Below are 21591 nucleotides of genomic sequence, written 5' to 3'. Positions count from 1 at the left end.
CCCACCCCTGCCCCATCTAAGACCCCATACCCCATTGCGCAGGTGCCCCATGACCGACCAGCAAGATCGCCCGGACAACCACGACGATTACGAAAACGACCACATCGAACACACCTCCTCCGGCACCGGCCTGGCGCTGCCCGGGCAAAACCTGCCGGACAAGGTCTACATCATTCCGATCCACAACCGTCCGTTCTTCCCGGCCCAGGTCCTGCCGGTCATCGTCAATGAAGAGCCGTGGGCCGAAACCCTCGAACTGGTCAGCAAATCCGAACACCACTCCCTGGCCCTGTTCTTCATGGACACGCCCCAGGAAGACCCGCGCCACTTCGACACCGGCGCCCTCCCCGAATACGGCACGCTGGTCAAGGTTCACCACGCCAGCCGCGAAAACGGCAAACTGCAATTCGTCGCCCAGGGCCTGAGCCGAGTGCGCATCAAGACCTGGCTCAAGCACCATCGCCCGCCGTACCTGGTCGAAGTCGAATACCCGCACCAGCCGACCGAGCCGACCGACGAGGTCAAGGCCTACGGCATGGCGCTGATCAATGCGATCAAGGAGCTGCTGCCGCTCAACCCGCTGTACAGCGAAGAGCTGAAGAACTACCTCAATCGCTTCAGCCCCAACGACCCGTCGCCGCTGACCGATTTTGCCGCCGCGCTGACCTCGGCGACCGGTCCCGAGCTGCAAGAAGTGCTCGACTGCGTGCCGATGCTCAAGCGCATGGAAAAAGTCCTGCCGATGCTGCGCAAGGAAGTCGAAGTCGCGCGCTTGCAAAAAGAGATTTCGGCGGAGGTTAACCGCAAGATCGGCGAGCATCAGCGCGAGTTCTTCCTCAAGGAACAGCTCAAGGTCATCCAGCAGGAACTCGGCCTGACCAAGGACGACCGCAGCGCCGACCTCGAACAGTTCCAGCAGCGTCTCGAAGGCAAAACCCTGCCGGCCCAGGTGCAGAAGCGCCTCGAGGAAGAAATCCACAAACTGTCGATCCTCGAAACCGGCTCGCCGGAATACGCCGTCACGCGTAATTATCTGGACTGGGCAACATCGGTACCGTGGGGCGTGTACGGCGAGGACAAACTCGACCTCAAGCACGCACGCAAAATCCTCGACAAGCATCACGCCGGTCTGGACGACATCAAGGATCGCATCCTCGAATTCCTCGCCGTTGGTGCGTACAAAGGCGAAATCAGCGGCTCGATCGTGTTGCTGGTCGGCCCGCCGGGCGTGGGTAAAACCAGCGTTGGCAAATCCATCGCCGAATCCCTCGGCCGGCCGTTCTACCGCTTCAGCGTCGGCGGCATGCGCGACGAAGCGGAAATCAAGGGCCACCGCCGCACCTACATTGGCGCGCAGCCGGGCAAACTGGTGCAGGCGTTGAAAGACGTCGCAGTGATGAACCCGGTGATCATGCTCGACGAGATCGACAAGATGGGCCAGAGCTATCAGGGCGACCCGGCCTCGGCGCTGCTGGAAACCCTCGATCCTGAGCAGAACGTCGAATTCCTCGACCACTACCTCGACCTGCGCATGGATCTGTCAAAAGTCCTTTTCGTCTGCACCGCCAACACCCTGGATTCGATCCCCGGCCCGTTGCTCGACCGGATGGAAGTGATTCGCCTGTCGGGCTACATCACTGAAGAAAAAGTCGCCATCGCCAAGCGTCACCTGTGGCCGAAACTGCTGGAAAAGGCCGGCGTATCAAAAGGCAGCCTGAGCATCAGCGACACCGCGCTCAAAGCCCTGATCGACGGCTATGCCCGTGAAGCCGGCGTGCGGCAGCTGGAAAAGCAGATGGGCAAACTGGTGCGCAAAGCGGTGATGAAGCTGATCGACGATCCGAAAGCGGTGATCAAACTCGGCCCGAAAGACCTCGAAGCCTCGCTGGGCCATCCTGTATTCCGCAATGAACAAGTGCTTTCCGGCACCGGGGTAATCACTGGTCTGGCCTGGACCAGCATGGGCGGCGCGACCTTGCCAATCGAAGCGACGCGGATTCATACCTTGAATCGTGGCTTCAAGCTCACTGGGCAACTCGGCGATGTGATGAAGGAATCGGCGGAAATCGCCTACAGCTACGTCAGCTCGCACCTCAAGCAGTTTGGCGGCGACGCGAAGTTCTTCGACGAAGCCTTCGTCCACCTGCACGTGCCGGAAGGCGCAACACCGAAGGACGGCCCGAGCGCCGGCGTAACCATGGCCAGCGCCCTGCTCTCGCTCGCACGTAATCAGCCACCGAAAAAAGGCGTGGCGATGACCGGCGAACTGACCCTGACCGGGCATGTGCTGCCGATCGGCGGCGTGCGCGAGAAGGTGATCGCAGCGCGCCGGCAGAAGATTTTCGAATTGATTCTGCCGGAGCCGAACCGGGGTAACTTTGAGGAATTGCCGGATTACCTGAAGGAAGGGATTACTGTGCACTTTGCCAAGCGGTTTGCGGATGTGGCGAAAGTCTTGTTCTAACGCGAGTTTAAGTGCTGCGGGCCGTACCGCAGCGCTTATATGAATCTGCTGTTAAAACCAGTCAGATCCAAGCATAGGAATCTAAAGTACTGTCAACTCTGACAGTACTTTTTTTCATGCGCACTACCCACACTGATTGTTCTATTTGCCCTCTACTCGTGAGTACCTGATGAACAATCACAACGCGCCTCATACCTGCTTCATGCATAACCTTTGCGGACGCTTCGAAGCTTCATTCACCAGACCCGGCGATCCAGGCGAAGCACGCTATCCCTATCATTCGCAGACAGTGCACAACCGAATGGCCAGATCCCTTGAGTATCTGAACTTTGACAGCAACTCGGGCACCCAGCCATTACCCACGACAACCAGCGACCATCGAAGCATAGGCATTACGCTTAAATCAGAGATCGCATCTGGCACCTACGTATTTCCGCAGGACGCTTCAGTGGTCCAGGTAACCTATGGAGAATTTCAGAACTCCGACACCAATTTCAACTTCGTGGTGCACAAGGCGACCAAGGCTGAGCTTGAGCTGAGCATTACTGAAGACGGGCGCCGTTACTCTGGTGAACTCCGATTCGAAGTGCTGATCAACGGAGAAAACCTGGAAATCACGTCACGCTTTGACGTTCTAGTAACCTTCAACAGCAGTCCGAGAATTTCAAGCAGCATGCCGTCGAAAGGAAGTCCAGCAAGCACAAGATTGCAAAACCTGACCGGAGAATTCAACGCGACGTTTCCTGTTTCCATGGAACCGGGCGAAACGTCATTTGCAAGAGCTCCATTTCACTCTTCGAGCCTAAACTACACTGATGCATTTTTTCTGGAAGACATTAACTTCAACACCCAAAGCGGAAAAGTTTACCCAAACACTTATATAACCAGTGATGCTCGCTCATTTTCAGTTCACTTGAAGAAAGAAATCACTTCTGGAACCTATCACTATCCAAGTGTGGGCAGCCCATTTACGCTGTTGCAATATAGCGAAATGCGTTACGTGGGCGATGGATATATAAATTGGAGCCTGGACATACTTGAAGCAACGCTTGAACTGGAAGTTACCGATGAACGTCGCTACCACGCGAAGGCCTTGTTGGTAAAAGCCATAACACCCAACGGCTCGGTCTTGAACATCAACGCCGATTTCGATATTTACCTGGCCAAGGATTGATTGAGGCTATCTTCATCAGCAGAGACAGGCGATACCGTACATTTCGTCAAGAAGCTTGCGGACGTGGCGAAGGTTCTCTTCTGATGATCATTGCAATGCCGCCTTCGCGAGCAGGCTCGGTCCCGCAGGGTGATGCAGTGAACACAAAAACTGTCGACACTGCTGATCATTGTGGGAGCGAGCCTGCTCGCGAAGGCGCCAGCTCTCGCAACACCACTCTCCCTGACTGTCACACTTTGTCGCATCTTCAGTTATGCTCGCCGTTCGTCGTAACCGCCGGAGCTGCTGACCTTATGTCCCCCACTCGCCTGTTCGTCCCCCTCGCCCTTTCCTTGCTGGCGGCCTGCGCCACGCAACCGAAACACAACGTGACTGTGGAAAAACAAAGCGAATGCCCCGTGGGGCTCAACGTCAGGCAAAACCTGATCATCAGCCTGCCAAGCAACCCGACCACTGGCTACCGCTGGGCGATTCAGGATTCGGCTGGCGGCGTGTTGCGCGCGCTCAGCCCGGAGGTTTACAGCAATCCGGAGGATGCCGGCGTAGTGGGCGCAGCGGGGGTTTCGACCTGGCGCTTCCAGGCCTTCGCGGCGGGCACCGGGCGCTTGCGCCTGACCTCGCAACAACCGTGGGCTCCGGAAGTGCTGCCAGTGGAAACCTTTGACTGCGCCATTTCCGTGAACTGACTGCGGGAAACGGCGCTGGCTTCTTCGCGAGCAGGCTCGCTCCCACAGGACACCACGCCCCCCTGTGGGAGCGAGCCTGCTCGCGAAAGCCATATCTCTGACGGCGAAGATTACCCGCCCGTACTGTGCTTTATCAGACAACCCAAGCATCCCCGCGCCACTTTGGCTAAAATGCCGGCCTTTTCCACCGACACCGCCGGACGCCGCCGTGAGCAAAGAACCCGATCGCCTATTCGCCCAGCCTTTGGCCCAGGTGCCTGACTTCGCCTTCAATGAAGACGTGGTGCGGGTGTTCCCGGACATGATCAAGCGCTCGGTGCCGGGTTACCCGACCATCGTCGAAAACCTCGGCGTGCTCGCGGCGCAGTTCGCCCAGCCGAACAGCGTGCTCTACGACCTCGGTTCGTCGCTCGGCGCAGTCACTCAAGCCCTGCGCCGTCATGTGCGCACCGACGGCTGCCGGGTCATCGCTGTGGATAATTCGGCGGCGATGGTCGAGCGCTGTCGCGAATACCTCAACGGTCAGGATTCAATGTTCCAGGAACTGCTGCCGGTCGAGGTGATCGAGGGCGATATCCTCGCGCTGGAGTTTCAGCCCGCGTCGGTGGTGGCGCTGAACTTCACCCTGCAATTCATCGCCCCGGACCAGCGCACCGCGTTGCTCTCACGCATTCGCCAATCGTTGTTGCCCGGCGGCGCGCTGATTCTCTCGGAGAAGCTGCGCTTCAACGATGCCGAAGAGCATGCGCTGCTCACCGATCTGCACGTGGCGTTCAAACGCGCCAACGGCTACAGCGAACTGGAAATCGCCCAGAAGCGCAGCGCCATCGAAAACGTCATGAAGCCCGACAGCCTCGAAGAACACCGCGAACGCCTGCTGGCCGCCGGGTTCTCGAAAGTCGTGCCGTGGTTCCAGTGTCTTAACTTTGCCTCGTTGATTGCCTTGCCATGATTGATCTGTCCCCCCTCGCCCGCCGTCTGGCAGGTACACCGCTGGCCGAATGGGCCAACACCCTGCAAGCGCAACTCGACAAGAAAATGGAGAAAGGCCACGGCGATCTGGAGCGCTGGCAAAGTGCGCTGGACGCCTTGCCGAAGATCCAGCCAAGCGAAATCGACCTGCTCAACGGCCTGAAACTCGACACCGATTGCGACGACGACACCCGCGCACAGATGCGCACCGCGCTGATGGGTCTGTCGCCGTGGCGCAAAGGGCCATTCGATCTGTTCGGTGTGCATGTCGACACCGAATGGCGCTCGGACTGGAAGTGGTCGCGCGTGGCGCCGCATCTGGATCTGAAAGGAAAACGCATTCTCGACGTGGGCTGCGGCAACGGCTACTACATGTGGCGCATGCTCGGCGCCGGTGCCGACAGCGTGATCGGTGTCGACCCGAACTGGCTGTTCTTCTGCCAGTTCCAGGCGGTGCAGCGTTACCTGTCCGAGCCGAATGCCTGGCACCTGCCGTTCCCGTTTGAAGACCTGCCGCCGAATCTGGAAGGCTTTGACACGGTTTTTTCCATGGGCGTGTTCTATCACCGTCGCTCGCCGATCGAGCATTTGCTGGCGCTGAAGGACTGCCTGGTCAAGGGCGGCGAACTGGTGCTGGAAACCCTCGTGGTCGAAGGCGACAAGCATCAGGTGCTGGTACCGGAAGATCGCTACGCGCAGATGCGCAACGTGTGGTTTTTGCCGTCGGTGCCGGCGCTGGAGTTGTGGCTGCGCAGAGCCGGATTCACCGATATTCGTTGTGTGGATGTCAGTACCACGACGGTGGAAGAACAACGCGGGACGGAGTGGATGAAGTATCAGTCGCTGAGTGATTTTCTGGATCCTGAGGATCACAGCAAAACCATTGAAGGGCTGCCGGCGCCGATGCGGGCGGTTATCGTCGCCAGGAAGTAAGCGTATTTTCCCATGACCGCGGTGGGCCTACCCCTCACCCCAGCCCTCTCCCCAGGGAGAGGGAGCTGATTGTTGAGCTTTTCAAAACTTGCGTCCGACTCGGTATTTCAGGTCGGCGGACTTGGTCCATCCAACTCGGTCGGTCCCCTCTCCCTCTGGGAGAGGGTTAGGGTGAGGGGCTTTTGGTGCGTCTGGCGCGGAAAAACTCGATCAGCACCGCACCACACTCTTCAGCCAGCACCCCGCCCTCATACAACACCCGGTGATTCAAAAAGCCCTGGGTAAAAAACTGTCCCTGACTCTGCACAATCCCGGCCTTGGGTTCCAGCGCGCCGTACACCACCCGCGCCACCCGCGAATGCACGATCAGCCCGGCGCACATGCTGCACGGTTCCAGCGTCACATACAGCGTGCTGCCCGGCAGGCGATAGTTATCCACTGCCTGCGCGGCGGCGCGGATCGCGACCATTTCGGCGTGGGCACTCGGGTCGCTGGTGCTGATCGGGCAATTGAAGCCGCGACCGATGACCACGCCATCCTGCACCAGCACTGCGCCCACCGGCACCTCACCGAGGGCGGCGCCCTGTGCGGCGAGGGTCAGGGCTTCGCGCATGAAGTCGCGGTCGCGGCTGCGGTCGATGATCGCCGCCGGGCGGATCTGGCGCATCACTTCACCTCGATCGCGGCCATCAAGCCGGTTTCCATGTGGTCGATGACATGGCAGTGGAACATCCACACCCCTGGGTTATCCGCCACCAGCGCCACTTGCGCACGCTCGTTCTTGCCCAACAGATAGGTGTCGGTGAAATACGGCACGACTTTGTGCCGGTTCGACGCGATCACCTTGAAGCTCATGCCGTGCAGGTGGATCGGGTGCTGGTACTGGGTCATGTTCTTCAATTCGAAAATATAGCTCTGACCCAGTTTCAGGCTGGCAATCGGTCGGTCAGCACAGGTCTTGTCGGTGATGTCCCAAGCCTTGCCGTTGATCTGCCACAGGCTCGGCGGTTTGCCGTTTTCGGTGTTCACCGAGACCGAGCCGACCCATTCGAAATTGAAGTTGAGTTTCTCCGCATTGGCCAGATCCGGCTCGGCCACCGGGTTGGCCGGCAGGGCTTTCGGCCAGTCCGTCGGCGCGTCGGTATTGGCGACTGAACGCAGCGTGCCCAGACGCACCGGGCCGTTACGCAGCGACAACTCTTCACCCGCCGCCGGGGCCTTGATCGCCAGGCAAATGCGCATGCCAGGGCCGAGCCAGTATTCCTTGCCCAATGGTCGTGGCTCGACAGGGTTGCCATCCAGCGCGTAGATCTTCGCTTCGACCCCAGGAATATTGATGCGATAGGTCAGGGTATTGTCGAGGTTGAGCAAACGCACCCGGGTGATCTGCCCGGCCGGCAGATCAATCACCGGCAACGGTACACCATTGATCGTCGACAGGCGCCCGGCGGTACCGCCACGGGCCGCTTCGCGGGGGATGCTGAACTCGACGAACTGGCCTTGCTCGTCGATGTGCCAGTTCTTCAGGCTCAGGGTTTTCTCGTACTTGAACCCGGTCGGCTCGCGTTCTTCGATGATCAGCGGCCCGACCAGCCCGCGCCCCAGTTCCTCGCTGCTGCTGACATGCGGGTGATACCAGTAGCTGCCAGCGTCCGGCACGCGGAATTTATAGTCGAAATATTCGCCCGGCAGCACCGGCAACTGCGATACGTAGGGCACGCCGTCCATCTCCAGCGGCAGGCGGATACCGTGCCAGTGAATGGTAGTCGCCACCGGCAGGTGATTGATGAAGCGCACCCGCAGCCATTCACCCTGGCGCACGCGCAACTCAGTGCCCGGCGCCGAAGGGCCGAACGCCCAGGCCTCGGTCTTGTGCCCCGGCACCAGCTCGACGTCCAGCGGCGCGGCGATCAGTTCATAGTCGTGGCCGGCCTCGGCGTCGGCCATCTTGCCCAGCCAGTAACGCGACGCGCCTCCCGCGCCCACGCCAACGACAACAAGACCGGCCAGGCCACCGAGGATTTGGCGACGGGTAAAGGACATGAACTCAACTACCTCACGTATCAGCGACAGACCCCGAGGGATCCGCAAAAAGGCGAATACGATACACCCGCAGTTGAGAAACAGTAAGGGCGACCTGCGGCCGCACGTCTTGTCGGCCTTATGCGCGCAGCCCGGTAATCAGGTGCAGCACGCCGCCCTCAAGCGGCATGACGCCCGCCACACCGGCCACACTCAGGGCCTGACGGTCGACACGGGCCTCATCATGCAACGTCACGCGCACCCGGGTCAGCGCCAGCGGTTGCTGCGACTTGAGGTTATCCACCCCCCCCAGCGCCGCCACGATCTCGGCGCTCAGGCCGGCAACCGCATCGGCGGCAGCTTTCACCTCTTCCGGCACCAGATCCGGCGTCAGTGCTTTCCAGAATGCCTGCTGCAATTTGTCGAACATGTTCAATTCTCCATAACCGGCGAGGCAGCGATGTTCGCCTCATGAAAGCGCTGCAAGGCTTCGCGGACATCAGTGGCGCTTTCCAGATTCGAAACCTGTTCGGCGATGATTCGACAGTCGGCCAGATTCACCTCGCGCACCGCCGACTTGATCGCCGGAATCAACGGCACGCTAACCGACAGCTCATCCACACCCAGCCCCAGCAGCAGCGGCACGGCAAGGCGTTCAGACGCCATCGCACCGCAGACGCCGACCCATTTGCCGTGGGCATGCGCAGCCTTCACCGTCATGGCAATCAGGCGCAGTACCGAGGGATGAAAGCTGTCCGCCTGGCTGGCCAGACGCGGATGATCGCGATCCATGGCCAGCGTGTATTGGGTGAGATCGTTGGTGCCGATGGAAAAGAAATCCACGTGCGGCGCCAGCACATCGGCCATCAGCGCAGCGGCAGGCACTTCGATCATGATTCCCAGCTTCGGCATATGCGCCAAGCCCAGCACCCGCGTTTCCTGCTCGAGAATCTGCCGCGCCAGCCGTAGCTCGGCCAGATTCGTGACCATCGGCAACATGATGTGCAGACGCGTCAGTTCAGAGCAGGCGAGGATTGCACGGAACTGCTCGCGCAACAGTTGCGGTCGTTCAAGACACAGTCGAATGCCGCGCAAGCCGAGGAAAGGATTGGTTTCGCTGTCCATCGGCACATAAGCCAGCGGTTTGTCGCCACCGACATCGAGGGTGCGCACCACCAGATTGTGTGCCGGCCCGATGGTGCGCGCGATGGCGCTATAAGTGGCCAGCTGTTCGTCATGGCTCGGCGCTTGCTGACGGCCGAGGTAGAGAAACTCCGAACGCAGCAGCCCCACACCATTCGCGCCCAGCTCCATGGCCTGGGCGGTTTCGCCCTGCGAGGCAACGTTGGCGGTGACTTCGATGTGCTGACCGTCACGGGTGCAGGCCGCCTCGCTGGCCTGGGCCAGTTCCTGCTGATGACGCTTGCGCTGGCGCTCATGCCGCGTGCGCAATTGATCGATGGACTCGGCGTCCGGGTGCAACTGCAATTCGCCTTTGTCGGCATCGAGCAGCACCCGCGTGCCGTTGCCGAGCCCGAGCATTTGCAGCGGCATGCCGCAAATCGCCGGCAAGCCACAGGCCCGCGCGAGGATCGCGACATGGCTGGTGGCGCCGCCGCCAACGGTGGCAAATCCGAGCACCTTGCGCGTATCGAGCCCGGCGGTCTGGGAAGGGGTCAGCTGATCGGCGATCAGAATGGTGTCGTCCGGCAACTCCAGCGTCTGCTCGTGAACACCGAGGATCAGCTTGAGCACGCGCTGGCCGACATCATCCAGATCCGCCGCGCGCTCAGCCAGCAAGGCATTGCCCAGCGAGCGAAACATCGCCGCCGTCGCATCGGTGCTGGTCTTCCAGGCAAACGCTGCGCTTTTGCCCGCGTCAATCAGCGCCCTGGCCTGATCCAGCAGGCTCGGGTCGGCCAGCAGTTCCTGATGCGCCTTGAAGATCTCCGTCTGCGCCTGGCCGCTGGCGGTGTCACGCAAATGTTGCAGAGCCATGTCGGCTTCGATCAGGGCCTGGCTCAACGCCTCAAGCTCGATCGGCGGCTCGGCGCCGAACTCGTTGACCAGAAGCGATGCTTCGACGATCTGCATGACTTGTCCCAACGCCGAACCGGGCGAGGCGCAGACACCGCGCAGGATGTCCGGCATTTCTGCTGCATCGGCTTCGACCGGTGCGGGCGTTGTCACCGCTTCGCCGCAGCCTTCGCTCAGCAAGCGTGTCAGCGCCGCGACCGCTGCTTCGGCATCTTCACCTTCGGCGCTGACCTGCACACTGTCGCCATGGGCCGTTTGCAACGCCATGATCGCCACCAGAGATTTGCCGTTGGCTTGAGCTTGCAGCTTGTGCAAATGGATGGTCGCTGAAAATGCCTTGGCCGCTTGAGCGAATACTGCCGCCGGCCGCGCGTGCAGTCCATTGGGATTGGGCAGGTTGATCGGCTGCGAGAACACCGCATCGCCCGGCACCGGCGCTGGATGTTCGCCAACGGCTGCGCCGACCAAGACGTCCAGCACTGGCTGGCCCACCTCGACCAACCCGGTTGAGCCAACGAGTGAATCGAACGGCTCGCCGCTGACCACCAGCATCAAGGTCAACAAACTGCGCGCGTGCAGGGCAATGTAGTCAGCATCGAAGTCGATCAGCGCCTGCCCCGCTTCGACCCGCTGCCCCGCTTCAACGCGGCGGGTGAAACCTTTGCCGGCGAGATTCACCGTGTCCAGGCCGATGTGCATCAACACCTGAACACCCGCGTCACTGGTGATAGTGAGCGCGTGCCCGCTGGCCTGCACATCGCTGACCACACCGGCCAGAGGTGCGCAGAGCGTTGACGAAGTCGGGTCGATGCACAGACCGTCGCCGATGATCCGCCCGGCAAACACCGGGTCGGGCACCTGGTCCAGCGCCATCAGCACGCCGGATAAAGGAGCCAGCAGCTGCAATTGTTGGGGTGTGGCCATGACATCACCTGAGCTTGTATTCATTGAATGAGCGGTCGCAGCCGCTTTGCTTATTTCCACCAGTATTCAACCTGCAAGCCGACATTGGCGCCGTGCCGCGCGTTGCCGAAGGCGCCCGTGTCGGACAGCGCCGAACCTTTGGCCAACAGGTTGGCGGCACGCTTGGCTGCCTGGTTCCAGCTGGCATAGGTGTAATACAGACGCACTTCGGGCCGCGCCCAGAATTCCGGGCCTTTCGGTGACCATGTCGGCGCGAAGGTGAACTTGCTCAGCTTGCGCGTGCCGTCCGCCGCCTCGACCTGATCGTGCCCCAGTTCGGTCACCAGTTTGAACTGCTCGCTCAGCGCATAGGCCGGGCGCACGCCGAGTGACAGCCAGTTCTGGCCGGCGCCGCCCTGACGAATATCCTTCTGATACACCGCCTGGAATTGTCCGCCAAAACGTGGCGTCAGTTGCCAGTCGAAGAACTCGACGATGCGATAGCTCTTGTTGCGGTCATCGAGCCTGACGTTACCGGTATAGCCCAATCCGGTGCCCGGCCCTTCGCCGTATTGCAGCGCCAGTTTGTTCTTGCCACCGAAAAAGTCCTGCTGCACATGCTGAGTGGTGATCGCCCAGCCACGGTGGGCATCGCGGCTGTCGGGCTTGTCGATGTAACTCAGGCCGAACTCCAGTTCACCGCCTGGGTTACTGTTGAAACCGCCGACATTGAAGTCATGGCGGTTGATGTAATCCTTTTGGTAAAGGTTGTCCTTGCGTGAAAAGGCGTAGCTGTATTTCAAGCCATCGAGCAACACATCTTCAATGCCTGCACCGGTGGCGCTCTGGTTCCAGTAATAGAAATCGGAAATATGGATGTCGTTACGTTTGTAGTAACGCCGCCCTGCCCACAGCGAGCCGCCGTTGAGCGCAGGCATCGCCGACCATTGCGCATACGCCTGCGGCAAACGAATCGAGCCGTTGTCTTCCTTGAACGTCAGGCTGCGGTCGTAGCGGTTATACAGCGAGGCCATGCCGTCGACGCTCAGCACCGAGCCGTCGTCGAGGGTGTACAGATCCTGGCGCAGCTCGAGCTCACCGTACTGCTCGCACTCGTTACCGAGGCGATATTTGGTCTGCGCGCCGGGCAACTGGAAACACGACTGGCTGCCGCTGTTGACCGATGTACCGACACCGCTGCGCAGATAGCCGCCGAACTCCAGCGCATGTGATGACGTGGGCATTGCCAGACAAATCCCCGCGACTGCCAGACTGTAATTTATGGTTGCTCTCATATATGCCACCCGTTGTTTTTATTGTGTGGTTGCAGGAATTCAGCGCGCACAGATCCCCCGCGCAGCGTTCTGCGTGTTTTTTTCAAAGGTTGTTATTCAGTTAAAGAATCAGGGGTCGGTCAGGTGCAGCACGAAGGATTCGTAAGGTCGCAACTGCAGCAAACGCGAGCGTTGCGGGCAGTCCGGGTAGTTGCTGATCAACAGGCGCTGCTCCTGGGCTTCGTCGGTCAATGCCGGTAGCTCGACTTCACAGGCGGTGCCATAGAAGTTGTTCACCACTAACAAGCGTTCTCCCGTCCCCTCGCGCAGGTACGCCCAGACCTGTGGATGCTCCGGCAACAACTGGCGATAGATGCCATCGCAGATCAACGCTTCAGTGCGGCGTAAAGCGATCAGGCGCCGATAGTGATGCAGCACCGATTCCGGGTCGTGCAGTTGATGCGCGACATTGATCTGGGCGGCATTGGCCGACACACCAATCCATGGTTCGCTGCGCGTGAAGCCGGCGTTGTGCCCGGCGTGCCAGTGCATCGGCGTGCGCCCGTTGTCGCGGGACTTCTGCATGATCGCCGCCATGTTGTCGAGGTCGCTGGTGCCGGCTTCACGCTTGAGGCGAAAGATATTCAGGGTTTCGACGTCACGGTATTGCTCGATGCTCTCGAACCCCGGATTGGTCATTCCCAATTCTTCGCCCTGATAAACGAAGGGCGTGCCCTGCAGAAAGTGCAGCGCAGTGCCGAGCATCTTCGCCGACAGCTCGCGGTATTCGCCGTCGTTGCCGAATCGCGAGACCACGCGCGGCTGATCGTGATTACACCAGAACAGCGCATTCCAGCCACCACCCGCCTGCATGCCGGTCTGCCAGTCGGAGAGAATCTGCTTGAGCTGGAGGAAATCGAAATCGGCGCGCACCCATTTCTGCAGATTCGGGTAATCGACCTTCAGGTGATGAAAGTTGAAGGTCATCGACAGTTCTTTCGACTGCGGATTGGAGTAACGAATGCAGTGTTCGAGGCGGGTCGAGGACATTTCGCCGACGTTGATCAGCTCATGCCCTTGGAAGACTTCGCGGTGCATTTGCTGCAAGTACGCATGCACGTTCGGCCCGTCGGTGTAGAAGCGCCGACCATCGCTGTCGTCCTCGGGGAATTCCGCCGGCTTCGAGATCAGGTTGATCACGTCCAGACGAAAGCCACCGACGCCTTTGTCGCGCCAGAAACGCATCATCTTGAACACTTCATCGCGGACCTTGGGGTTGTCCCAATTGAGGTCGGCCTGGGTGTGGTCGAACAGGTGCAGGTAATACTGGCCGGTCTGCGCTTCGTACTCCCAGGCCGAGCCGCCGAATTTGGATTCCCAGTTGTTCGGCTGGTCGCGCCAGATATAGAAGTCGCGGTAAGGGTTGTCGAGGCTGCTGCGGGCCTGCTGGAACCACACGTGCTCGATCGAGGTGTGGTTGACCACGATGTCGAGCATCAGCTTGATCCCGCGTTTGCCCGCTTCGGCGATCAGCAGTTCACAGTCGGCCATGCTGCCGTAACTCGGATCGACCGCGTAGTAGTCGCTGATGTCGTAGCCGTTGTCGCGTTGCGGCGAGCGCAGGAACGGCGTGATCCACAGGTAATCGACCCCCAGCCATTGCAGGTAATCGAGCTTGGCGACGATGCCGAGCAGATCGCCAGTGGCGTTGCCCGCATGGCTGTGAAAGCTCTTCGGGTAGATCTGGTAGATCACCGAACGTTGCCAGTCTTGCATGGCGCGACTCCTTTATTGATTTCAGGCAACCCGGTAACCCGGACGGACGATCTTCATGCTCAGCACGCAGGTCAGGGCAAACGGCACGAGCATGGCGATCAGCATCCCGATGACGAACATCGGGATGAATTGCGGAACGATCGAGATGAAACCGGGCAAGCCACCGACGCCGATGGCCGAGGCCTGGATCTTGTTCAGCGAGAGGAACATGCAACCCAGCGCGGAACCGGCCAGCGCGGCGTAAAACGGAAACTTGTAGCGCAGGTTGACGCCGAACATCGCCGGCTCGGTGATGCCGAAATACGCAGAAATCGCCGAGGTCGAGGCCATGCTCTTGTCCCGCGCATTGCGCGTCATCCAGAACACCGCCAGGGCCGCACTGCCCTGCGCCAGATTGGACATGACAATCATCGGCCAGATGAATGTGCCGCCCTGGCTGGAAATCAGTTGCAGGTCCACGGCGAGGAACATGTGGTGCATGCCGGTGATCACCAGGGGCGCATATAGCAGGCCGAAAATCAGACCGCCCACCAACGGCGCCAGATCGAACAGCATCACCAGCCCTTCGGTGATGTAGATGCCGATATGCCGGGTCACCGGGCCGATGATCGCCAACGCCAGCACGCCAGTGACAACGATGGTAGTGATTGGCACCACCAGCAACTGCACCGCGTTGGGCACGCGTGCGCGCAGCCATTTTTCGATCACGCTCATGACATAGGCTGCCAGCAGGATCGGCAGGATCTGCCCTTGGTAACCGACCTTTTCCACCTGGAACAGGCCGAGGATGTCGAAGTACGGCAGTTGCTGCCCATCCAGCCCGGCCACCGCCTTGCCGTAATTCCAGGCGTTGAGCAGGTCCGGGTGCACCAGCATCAAACCGAGGACGATGCCGAGGATTTCGCTGCCACCGAAACGCTTGGCTGCCGACCAGCCCACCAGCGCCGGCAGGAACACGAACGAGGTGTTGGCCATCAGATTGATAAGGCTCCACAACCCGTCGAGGTTGGGATAGGCATCGAGCAGAGTCTGGCCCTCAATGAACATGCCCTTGGCGCCGAGCAGGTTGTTGATGCCCATCAACAGGCCGGCAATGATCAGCGCCGGCAGGATCGGCATGAACACATCGGAAAACACCCGCACCAGCCGCTGCATGGCGTTTATCTTCTCGGCGCTTTTCTGTTTAACGTCGGCGATGGTCGATGCCGCAAGGCCTGTCTGCTGGCGCAGTTCGGCGTAAACCTTTTCAACATCACCGGGGCCGATGACCACCTGATACAACCCGCCGGTGAAAAACGAACCCTTGACCAGATCGACGCTGTTGAGCGCGGCCACATTCACCAGCGCGGGGTTCTTCAGCGCCAGGCGCAAACGCGTGACGCAATGCGCCGCTTGCTCGATGTTGTCACGGCCACCGAGGCTTTCCAGCAGCTCCTTGGCGATGTTCGGGTAGTCATGGCTCATGCTTGTTCTTCCGTCGTGGATTGTTGTTATTGGCAGCACGCCGAGAGGAAGAATACTCGTCTGTACGAGTTAATGCAACAACTCGTCTGTACGAGTTTGCATCCGTGGATGAACGTCAGAAAAACGCGGATTCTTCCTACTCTGACCTAAGATGTTTTCCTTCGTCCGCATGGACAAACCCCTACCCTGCCCTTAAGGTTCGGGGTTTTGAGCACCGTCGGCACAGAGTCCAGCCATGAGCAAATACAACCAGATCTACAGCGATTTGCTTGCCAGCATCACCACCCAGCGCCTGGAGCGCGGCGCCCGGCTGCCTTCCGAAACCGAACTGATGGACACCTATCAGGCCAGCCGTGGCACGGTGCGCAAGGCTATCGACCAATTGCAGGAGCGCGGTTTCGCTCAGAAGATTCACGGCAAAGGCGCGTTCGTGCTGTCGACCAACCCGATCGAATTCCAGCTCGGCGGCATCGTCAGTTTTCAGGAGACCCACCCGCGACTGGGCAACGATGTCAGCACCGAAGTGGTCGAGATGTGTCAGGTGCCGCTTGAAGGTGGATTGCTTGAACATATCAATGCCGAGCCCGGCAGCTCGATCACCCGGATCAAACGGGTGCGGCGCATCGACGGCAAACGCGTCATCCTCGACATCAACCACTTCGTCAGCGAGGTGATTCCCGACCTGTCAGCAGACATCGCCGAACATTCGATCTACGCCCACATCGAACAGACCCTGCAACTGCAGATCGCCTACGCCCAGCGCACCATCGAAGCCGTACCGTGCAGCAAGGACGACCACCACCATCTGGACCTCGACGGCCAGAGCCATGTCATCGTGGTCAGCAATCAGACCTTCCTGCAGGACGGCCGCCAGTTCGAGTACACCGAATCGCGGCATACGCTGGACAAGTTCTACTTTTCGGATGTGGCGCGGCGCTGAGGCAATATCTTTCGATACGCAACACGCGATAGCCGGGTAACACCCTCCCCTTGAGCGCATCGGTCATCCTCGACCTTTGCCTCAAGGATGAACACCCGCATGACCGCTCCCGAACGTCGTCTGCTGCCAAACGCAGCGGACAAAACCGCCCTCAAAGCCATCGCCACGACCATTGTGCAGAACTGCCCAAGTCTGCTCGATGAGGCCAGGCAAGTTGCGATCGAACTGCTGACCGACAAAGGGCTATCCGGCCTCGATCCCGATCAGGTTTATTTCCATCGATTCAAAACGGCGCAAAGCAGCACGCTGACCTTTACCGGTTGGGAACACTTGCTGGAAAAGCCTTATGAAACGCTCACCCTCACGCAACTGGTCATTCATCGATTTCGCGCCACCGATCAAGACAACGCAGATTTGCTGGGCCTTTACTGTGGCTTCTACTCGGATGGCCCGGACGCGGAGAATTTCAATCAGAGCAACGAAGTGCGACTGCTTGGCAGCGATGTGCTGAAGGCATTCTGGGCCGTTGATTTCAGCGCACGCTACAGCGGTCAATTGGCCAAATTCTGGCAAACCTCGTCGGAAGATTTCCGCGCCCTGGCCAAGTGCAGCTTCCTCAGTCAGGTGTTGCAGGCACTGCAACAAGGGGACGTTGACGGCAATGATTTTCAACGCATCGTCACCTCGCTGATCGGCCCCGTGACCTGGCCGGTAACCCTGCAAATGCTCCGATCGACGTACCCGGTCGGCGCGCAGGTGCGCACGCTGGATCTGGACGGTCATGTCGCCACCAACGTGCTGCGTCTGGTCGAAGACAGTGGCCGGCAGACCCTTTACCTGCCGGGACAAGCCCAGGCCTTTCGGCTGATGGACACTGCGGCGGATCTGCACTGGTGGTTGCTCGAACAGATGAATTCAGAGCAGAAACGCCCTTTGTTTCTCAAGCACTTCTCGCTGGCTGACAGCAATCACATCACCGAGAACCTCACTGATCTGATGAACCGCCTGGTGAGCACCTGGGGCCACAGCGATCACCGGATGATCAACCGCAGCAACGTTGCGATCAGCGGTGACGCCTTCACCTGGTTGAGCAATTCGACTCGCGCGGGCATGGCTGCCGAGGCGCATCTGGTGCTCACGTCCAATAGTGTTCTGCGCAAGAAACTCTGGACCGGCTATCTGAGCGCCGGCTTGAAGGTGTTCGGCCCGATGGCGGCCGTGGGCTGGCCTGCAGCTTTGCCGTTGATTGGCGCGGGCATCGCCAACATGGGGCTGAACATCGATCAGGCGATCAACGGCATTACGGCGAGCGAGCGTAGAGCCGGGGTGATCGGTGCAGTGCTAAGCGCTATCGAAACCGTGTTCAATGTGCCGTTCCTGATTGGCACCGGCGCGCAACTGGAAGTTGGACCACAGGTCGAGTACGCCGAGGCTGAAGAGATGCGCGGGCTGGTCGAGCTTGCCTCGGCTGACACGCGATTATTGCCACCTGTGGATCCGCCGCCCGTCACAGCGGCTGAAGAAGCAAGCAGCGAGTTGGCAAACGAGATCCCCGGCGGGGCGGCATTCGGCGACGCCACTGAGCCCTTGATTACGCCTGCTATACGGCAAGGTTCGACTTTTCCAACAGTACCTGCCGGCTATCGATGCAACGAGTTACTTGCGCAACATTCCGTAGAGGCGACACCGGGGAAATACGAAGGCATCTACCGCCTCGACAAAGAGCCAGGTTATGCCATCGAAATGGATGGCGACGCCTATTACGTGCGCTACTTCGCCGACTCGCAGGACGGTGGCAACTGGGCAATCATCAATCCCGAGCGCCCCAATCAGTTCGCTTATTCGTTGCCGGTCCGCCTGGCAAGCGCCGGCAAGTGGGAGCGCATGCCAGCGCTGCGGCTGCGCGGAGGCGGTCAATGCGTGGGCAAGGCGTGTTTGCCGGAGTCTGATGTGAGTTCAATTGAGGCAACGCCATCGGTGGACCTGCCACACGTCGAACCGCTTCCAGGCGTTCCGTGTCCACTACGCCCGGTTACGAAGCTCAAAGGTATCTCAGAGACGGAAAAACCCGGAATGAGGAGATGGGCAATGAACTTGCCCAACGCTTCTGCCGAGTCAACAAGTGCCGGACGCCGCTATTTGCTGGCTACCGACCGTTACCAGGCGCATTTCGGCGAACAACGAACAGCACTGTTGAACAATGCCGGAGAATTCTTTCGAGAGCTGAAATGGACAAATCTGCCGGGACGGCCGCTCATTCCGCAAATCAATCCCGTGATGCAGACCGAAGAGCTGATAGATCTGACGTTTGCCAGTACCGATGGATTGGCGGTCGGTGAAACCCTTGATCGCATCGCCAGCATGCGCTTCATGATCGAGAACATGCCAACGTTCGCGCGGCATATCAGAACGCTCTACGTGCGCGGATTGGTGAGTGATTTCGCCCAGGATGACCTCAACCACTTCTACCTGTCGGGAGACATGTCAGAAGACCTCACTACCTATTTGTCCAGCCTGGGTACCGACCCTGAGAACCGGTTCAACATGCTCCAATTGATCAGGTCTGCCCAGGCCAATGGCGTCCGGGTCCATGGACTGGACGCAGCACAAACCTGCACGCTGAAAGTCCCGCTCACTTCGATCGAAGAGCAGATGATCAAGACCCGCCTGGCAACGCAGATCATGGAGCGCGACATGCTGCTCAACAGACCCGGCAAGTGGGTGGCTCTGGTCGATGCCACGAATACCAATACGTTCAGAGATCTGCCAGGCATAAGCGAACTCAGGGGCGGTATCGGTTTGCGCATCGAAGAAGTCTGGCCCGACGAGGCAGCCGACGTCAGGATTGACCCGGGAGTGGAAGTCGCTCGCGGTCCGTTTCACAACGGGGCGACGACAAGCAACTCCTTCGATCCTCTGTTCGCTGACCTGCGGTTGCAGGTCAAGGCGCCTGTGCCGCAATGGAATGACGCAACGCTGGAAAAACTTCTGCATCGCAATGGCATGTTCGTGATACGCAAAACAGAGCCCAACACATACACACTCGTGCGGCGCAACAGTGCCAGCAACATCGTGCAAACAAGGGTGCATTGCACCGCAGATGGCCAGTTCTATATCTGGGACCCGTCGATGCGCCGCATCACCGGCATGGTCTTCCGCGACATCACCGCAGTAGCCGAGCGCCTGATCGAGCTCGGCATGACCCTGCAAAGTCGTTTACCCGCCTGAGCTGTTTTCAGGGTGCTGAAACGAAAAAACCCTTGGCTTCACGCCAAGGGTTTTTCGTTATTCGAACCGCAGCAGGATCATTCCCACTCAATCGTCGCCGGCGGCTTGCTCGACACGTCGTAAGTAACGCGGGAGATGCCTTCGATTTCGTTGATGATGCGGCCGGAAACGGTTTCCAGCAGTTCGTAAGGCAGGTGTGCCCAACGTGCGGTCATGAAGTCGATGGTTTCTACGGCACGCAGGGCCACGACCCAGGCGTAACGACGACCATCGCCGACCACGCCGACCGATTTGACTGGCTGGAACACCACGAAGGCCTGGCTGACCTTGTGGTACCAGTCGGCCTTGCGCAATTCTTCGATGAAGATGTGGTCGGCGCGACGCAGCAGGTCGGCGTATTCCTTCTTCACTTCACCGAGGATGCGCACGCCCAGGCCCGGACCCGGGAACGGGTGACGGTAGACCATGTCGTACGGCAGGCCGAGTTCCAGGCCGAGACGACGGACTTCGTCCTTGAACAGTTCGCGCAGGGGCTCGACCAGTTTCAGGTTCATCTCTTCCGGCAGGCCACCGACGTTGTGGTGCGACTTGATCACGTGGGCCTTGCCGCTTTTCGCGCCAGCCGACTCGATCACGTCCGGGTAGATGGTGCCCTGAGCGAGGTACTTGATGTTGTCCAGCTTGCAGGATTCGGCATCGAACACGTCGATGAAGGTGCGGCCGATGATCTTGCGCTTCTTCTCCGGGTCGGCTTCGCCGGCCAGGTTGTTGAGGAACTGCTCTTCAGCGTTGGCGCGGATTACCTTGACGCCCATGTTCTCGGCGAACATGGCCATCACTTGCTCGCCTTCGTGCAGACGCAGCAGGCCGTTGTCGACGAAGACGCAGGTAAGTTGGTCGCCGATGGCCTTGTGCAGCAGCGCGGCAACCACCGAGGAGTCAACGCCGCCGGACAGACCCAGCAGCACGTTGTCGGTACCGACCTGGGCGCGGATGTTGGCGATGGCGTCTTCAGCGATCTTCGACGGCGTCCACAGGGCTTCACAGCCACAGATGTCGAGCACGAAGCGCGACAGGATGCGACCGCCCTGCTTGGTGTGGGTCACTTCCGGGTGGAACTGCACGCCGTAGTAAGCGCGGTCGTCGTTGAACATACCGGCGATCGGGCAGCTTGGGGTGCTGGCGAGGATGTGGAAGTCTTCCGGCATCTTCGTGACTTTGTCCCCGTGGCTCATCCACACGTCGAGGCCGAACAGGCCGTCGGCGTCGATGTGGTCTTCGATGCCGTCGAGCAGGCGGCTCTTGCCGACCACGTCAACGCGGGCGTAACCGAACTCACGCAGTTCGGAACCTTCCACCTTGCCGCCCAATTGCTCGGCCATGGTCTGCATGCCGTAGCAGATACCGAACACCGGAACGCCCAGGTCGAACACCGCCTGCGGGCAGCGCGGGCTGTTGGCTTCGTGCACGGACTCGGGGCCGCCGGCGAGGATGACGCCTTTAGGGGCGAATTCGCGGATCGCATCTTCGTCCATGTCGAACGGGTGCAGTTCGCAATACACGCCGATCTCGCGCACGCGGCGGGCAATCAGCTGGGTGTATTGCGAACCGAAGTCGAGGATCAGGATGCGGTGAGCGTGAATGTCGAGGGCCATGACTCATTCTCATGTAGTGAATCAGAAACAACTCGGGGCTGAATGAACAGCCCCGGTGATTTA

15 protein-coding genes are annotated in these 21591 nt (G+C 59.8%); 7 read left to right on the top strand and 8 right to left on the bottom strand.

Features of this window, described 5'->3' with window-relative positions; genetic code table 11:
- Positions 1 to 49: 49 nt before the first annotated feature.
- From lon to cmoB, 5 genes are all read left to right on the top strand, one after another.
- Positions 50 to 2464 carry an endopeptidase La gene (gene lon, locus KVG85_RS25305; RefSeq protein ID WP_225926902.1) on the top strand — a complete coding sequence of 805 codons (2415 nt, stop codon included), beginning with the start codon at positions 50 to 52 and terminating at the stop codon, positions 2462 to 2464.
- Positions 2465 to 2633: 169 nt separating this feature from the next.
- The gene (locus KVG85_RS25300; protein ID WP_217865323.1) at positions 2634 to 3638 is read left to right on the top strand and encodes a hypothetical protein; all 1005 of its coding nucleotides are present in this window, start codon (positions 2634 to 2636) and stop codon (positions 3636 to 3638) included.
- Between the two features lie 293 nt (positions 3639 to 3931).
- Positions 3932 to 4324 (top strand): protease inhibitor I42 family protein, encoded by a 393-nt coding sequence (locus KVG85_RS25295; protein WP_217865322.1) that lies wholly within the window; start codon positions 3932 to 3934, stop codon positions 4322 to 4324.
- Between the two features lie 208 nt (positions 4325 to 4532).
- Complete coding sequence (gene cmoA / locus KVG85_RS25290; RefSeq protein WP_016773355.1) at positions 4533 to 5276, top strand: carboxy-S-adenosyl-L-methionine synthase CmoA; 744 nt, start codon at positions 4533 to 4535, stop codon at positions 5274 to 5276.
- Positions 5273 to 6229: a tRNA 5-methoxyuridine(34)/uridine 5-oxyacetic acid(34) synthase CmoB gene (cmoB, locus tag KVG85_RS25285; RefSeq protein WP_217865321.1), complete on the top strand. Its 957-nt coding sequence runs from the start codon at positions 5273 to 5275 to the stop codon at positions 6227 to 6229. Before cmoA ends, cmoB begins: the two co-directional genes overlap by 4 nt.
- A gap of 166 nt (positions 6230 to 6395) precedes the next feature.
- On the opposite strand, the gene tadA is transcribed toward cmoB, so the two are convergent.
- The 7 genes from tadA to treP all read right to left on the bottom strand — a co-directional run bounded on the left by tadA (position 6396) and on the right by treP (position 15705).
- On the bottom strand, positions 6396 to 6896 hold the full coding sequence (gene tadA / locus KVG85_RS25280) for a tRNA adenosine(34) deaminase TadA (protein WP_217865320.1): 501 nt from the start codon (positions 6894 to 6896) through the stop codon (positions 6396 to 6398).
- Positions 6896 to 8272, bottom strand: coding sequence for a multicopper oxidase family protein (locus tag KVG85_RS25275; protein ID WP_071173477.1), 1377 nt, complete (start codon positions 8270 to 8272; stop codon positions 6896 to 6898). The genes tadA and KVG85_RS25275 overlap by 1 nt, the downstream gene beginning before the upstream one ends.
- Positions 8273 to 8390: 118 nt before the next feature.
- Positions 8391 to 8681, bottom strand: a complete 291-nt coding sequence (locus KVG85_RS25270; protein WP_212617062.1) for a PTS sugar transporter subunit IIB — start codon at positions 8679 to 8681, stop codon at positions 8391 to 8393.
- Positions 8682 to 8683: 2 nt separating this feature from the next.
- The gene (gene ptsP / locus KVG85_RS25265; protein ID WP_217865319.1) at positions 8684 to 11212 is read right to left on the bottom strand and encodes a phosphoenolpyruvate--protein phosphotransferase; all 2529 of its coding nucleotides are present in this window, start codon (positions 11210 to 11212) and stop codon (positions 8684 to 8686) included.
- Positions 11213 to 11262: 50 nt separating this feature from the next.
- A complete protein-coding gene (locus tag KVG85_RS25260) occupies positions 11263 to 12486 on the bottom strand; it encodes a maltoporin (RefSeq protein WP_217865318.1) in 1224 nt (407 codons plus the stop codon).
- Positions 12487 to 12594: 108 nt separating this feature from the next.
- Positions 12595 to 14241: an alpha,alpha-phosphotrehalase gene (gene treC / locus KVG85_RS25255; protein ID WP_217865317.1), complete on the bottom strand. Its 1647-nt coding sequence runs from the start codon at positions 14239 to 14241 to the stop codon at positions 12595 to 12597.
- Positions 14242 to 14262: 21 nt separating this feature from the next.
- Entirely contained in the window at positions 14263 to 15705 is a 1443-nt protein-coding gene (gene treP, locus KVG85_RS25250) for a PTS system trehalose-specific EIIBC component (RefSeq protein WP_217865316.1), read from the bottom strand.
- Between the two features lie 235 nt (positions 15706 to 15940).
- Between treP and treR the strand changes: the two genes are divergently transcribed.
- Both treR and KVG85_RS25240 read left to right on the top strand, forming a co-directional pair.
- Positions 15941 to 16645 (top strand): trehalose operon repressor, encoded by a 705-nt coding sequence (gene treR, locus KVG85_RS25245; protein ID WP_217865315.1) that lies wholly within the window; start codon positions 15941 to 15943, stop codon positions 16643 to 16645.
- A 99-nt stretch (positions 16646 to 16744) separates the two neighbouring features.
- Positions 16745 to 19873 carry a membrane-targeted effector domain-containing toxin gene (locus KVG85_RS25240; RefSeq protein WP_217865314.1) on the top strand — a complete coding sequence of 1043 codons (3129 nt, stop codon included), beginning with the start codon at positions 16745 to 16747 and terminating at the stop codon, positions 19871 to 19873.
- Positions 19874 to 19950: 77 nt separating this feature from the next.
- Here KVG85_RS25240 and guaA read toward each other — a convergent pair whose 3' ends face one another.
- Positions 19951 to 21528, bottom strand: coding sequence for a glutamine-hydrolyzing GMP synthase (guaA, locus tag KVG85_RS25235; protein ID WP_016773344.1), 1578 nt, complete (start codon positions 21526 to 21528; stop codon positions 19951 to 19953).
- Positions 21529 to 21591: the final 63 nt, after the last annotated feature.

It is taken from the genome of Pseudomonas triticicola, from assembly GCF_019145375.1.
GTDB classification, from domain to species: Bacteria; Pseudomonadota; Gammaproteobacteria; order Pseudomonadales; family Pseudomonadaceae; genus Aquipseudomonas; species Aquipseudomonas triticicola.
The sequence above is the reverse complement of the archived record's forward strand: the minus strand, read 5'-3'. Positions and strand labels throughout refer to the sequence as shown.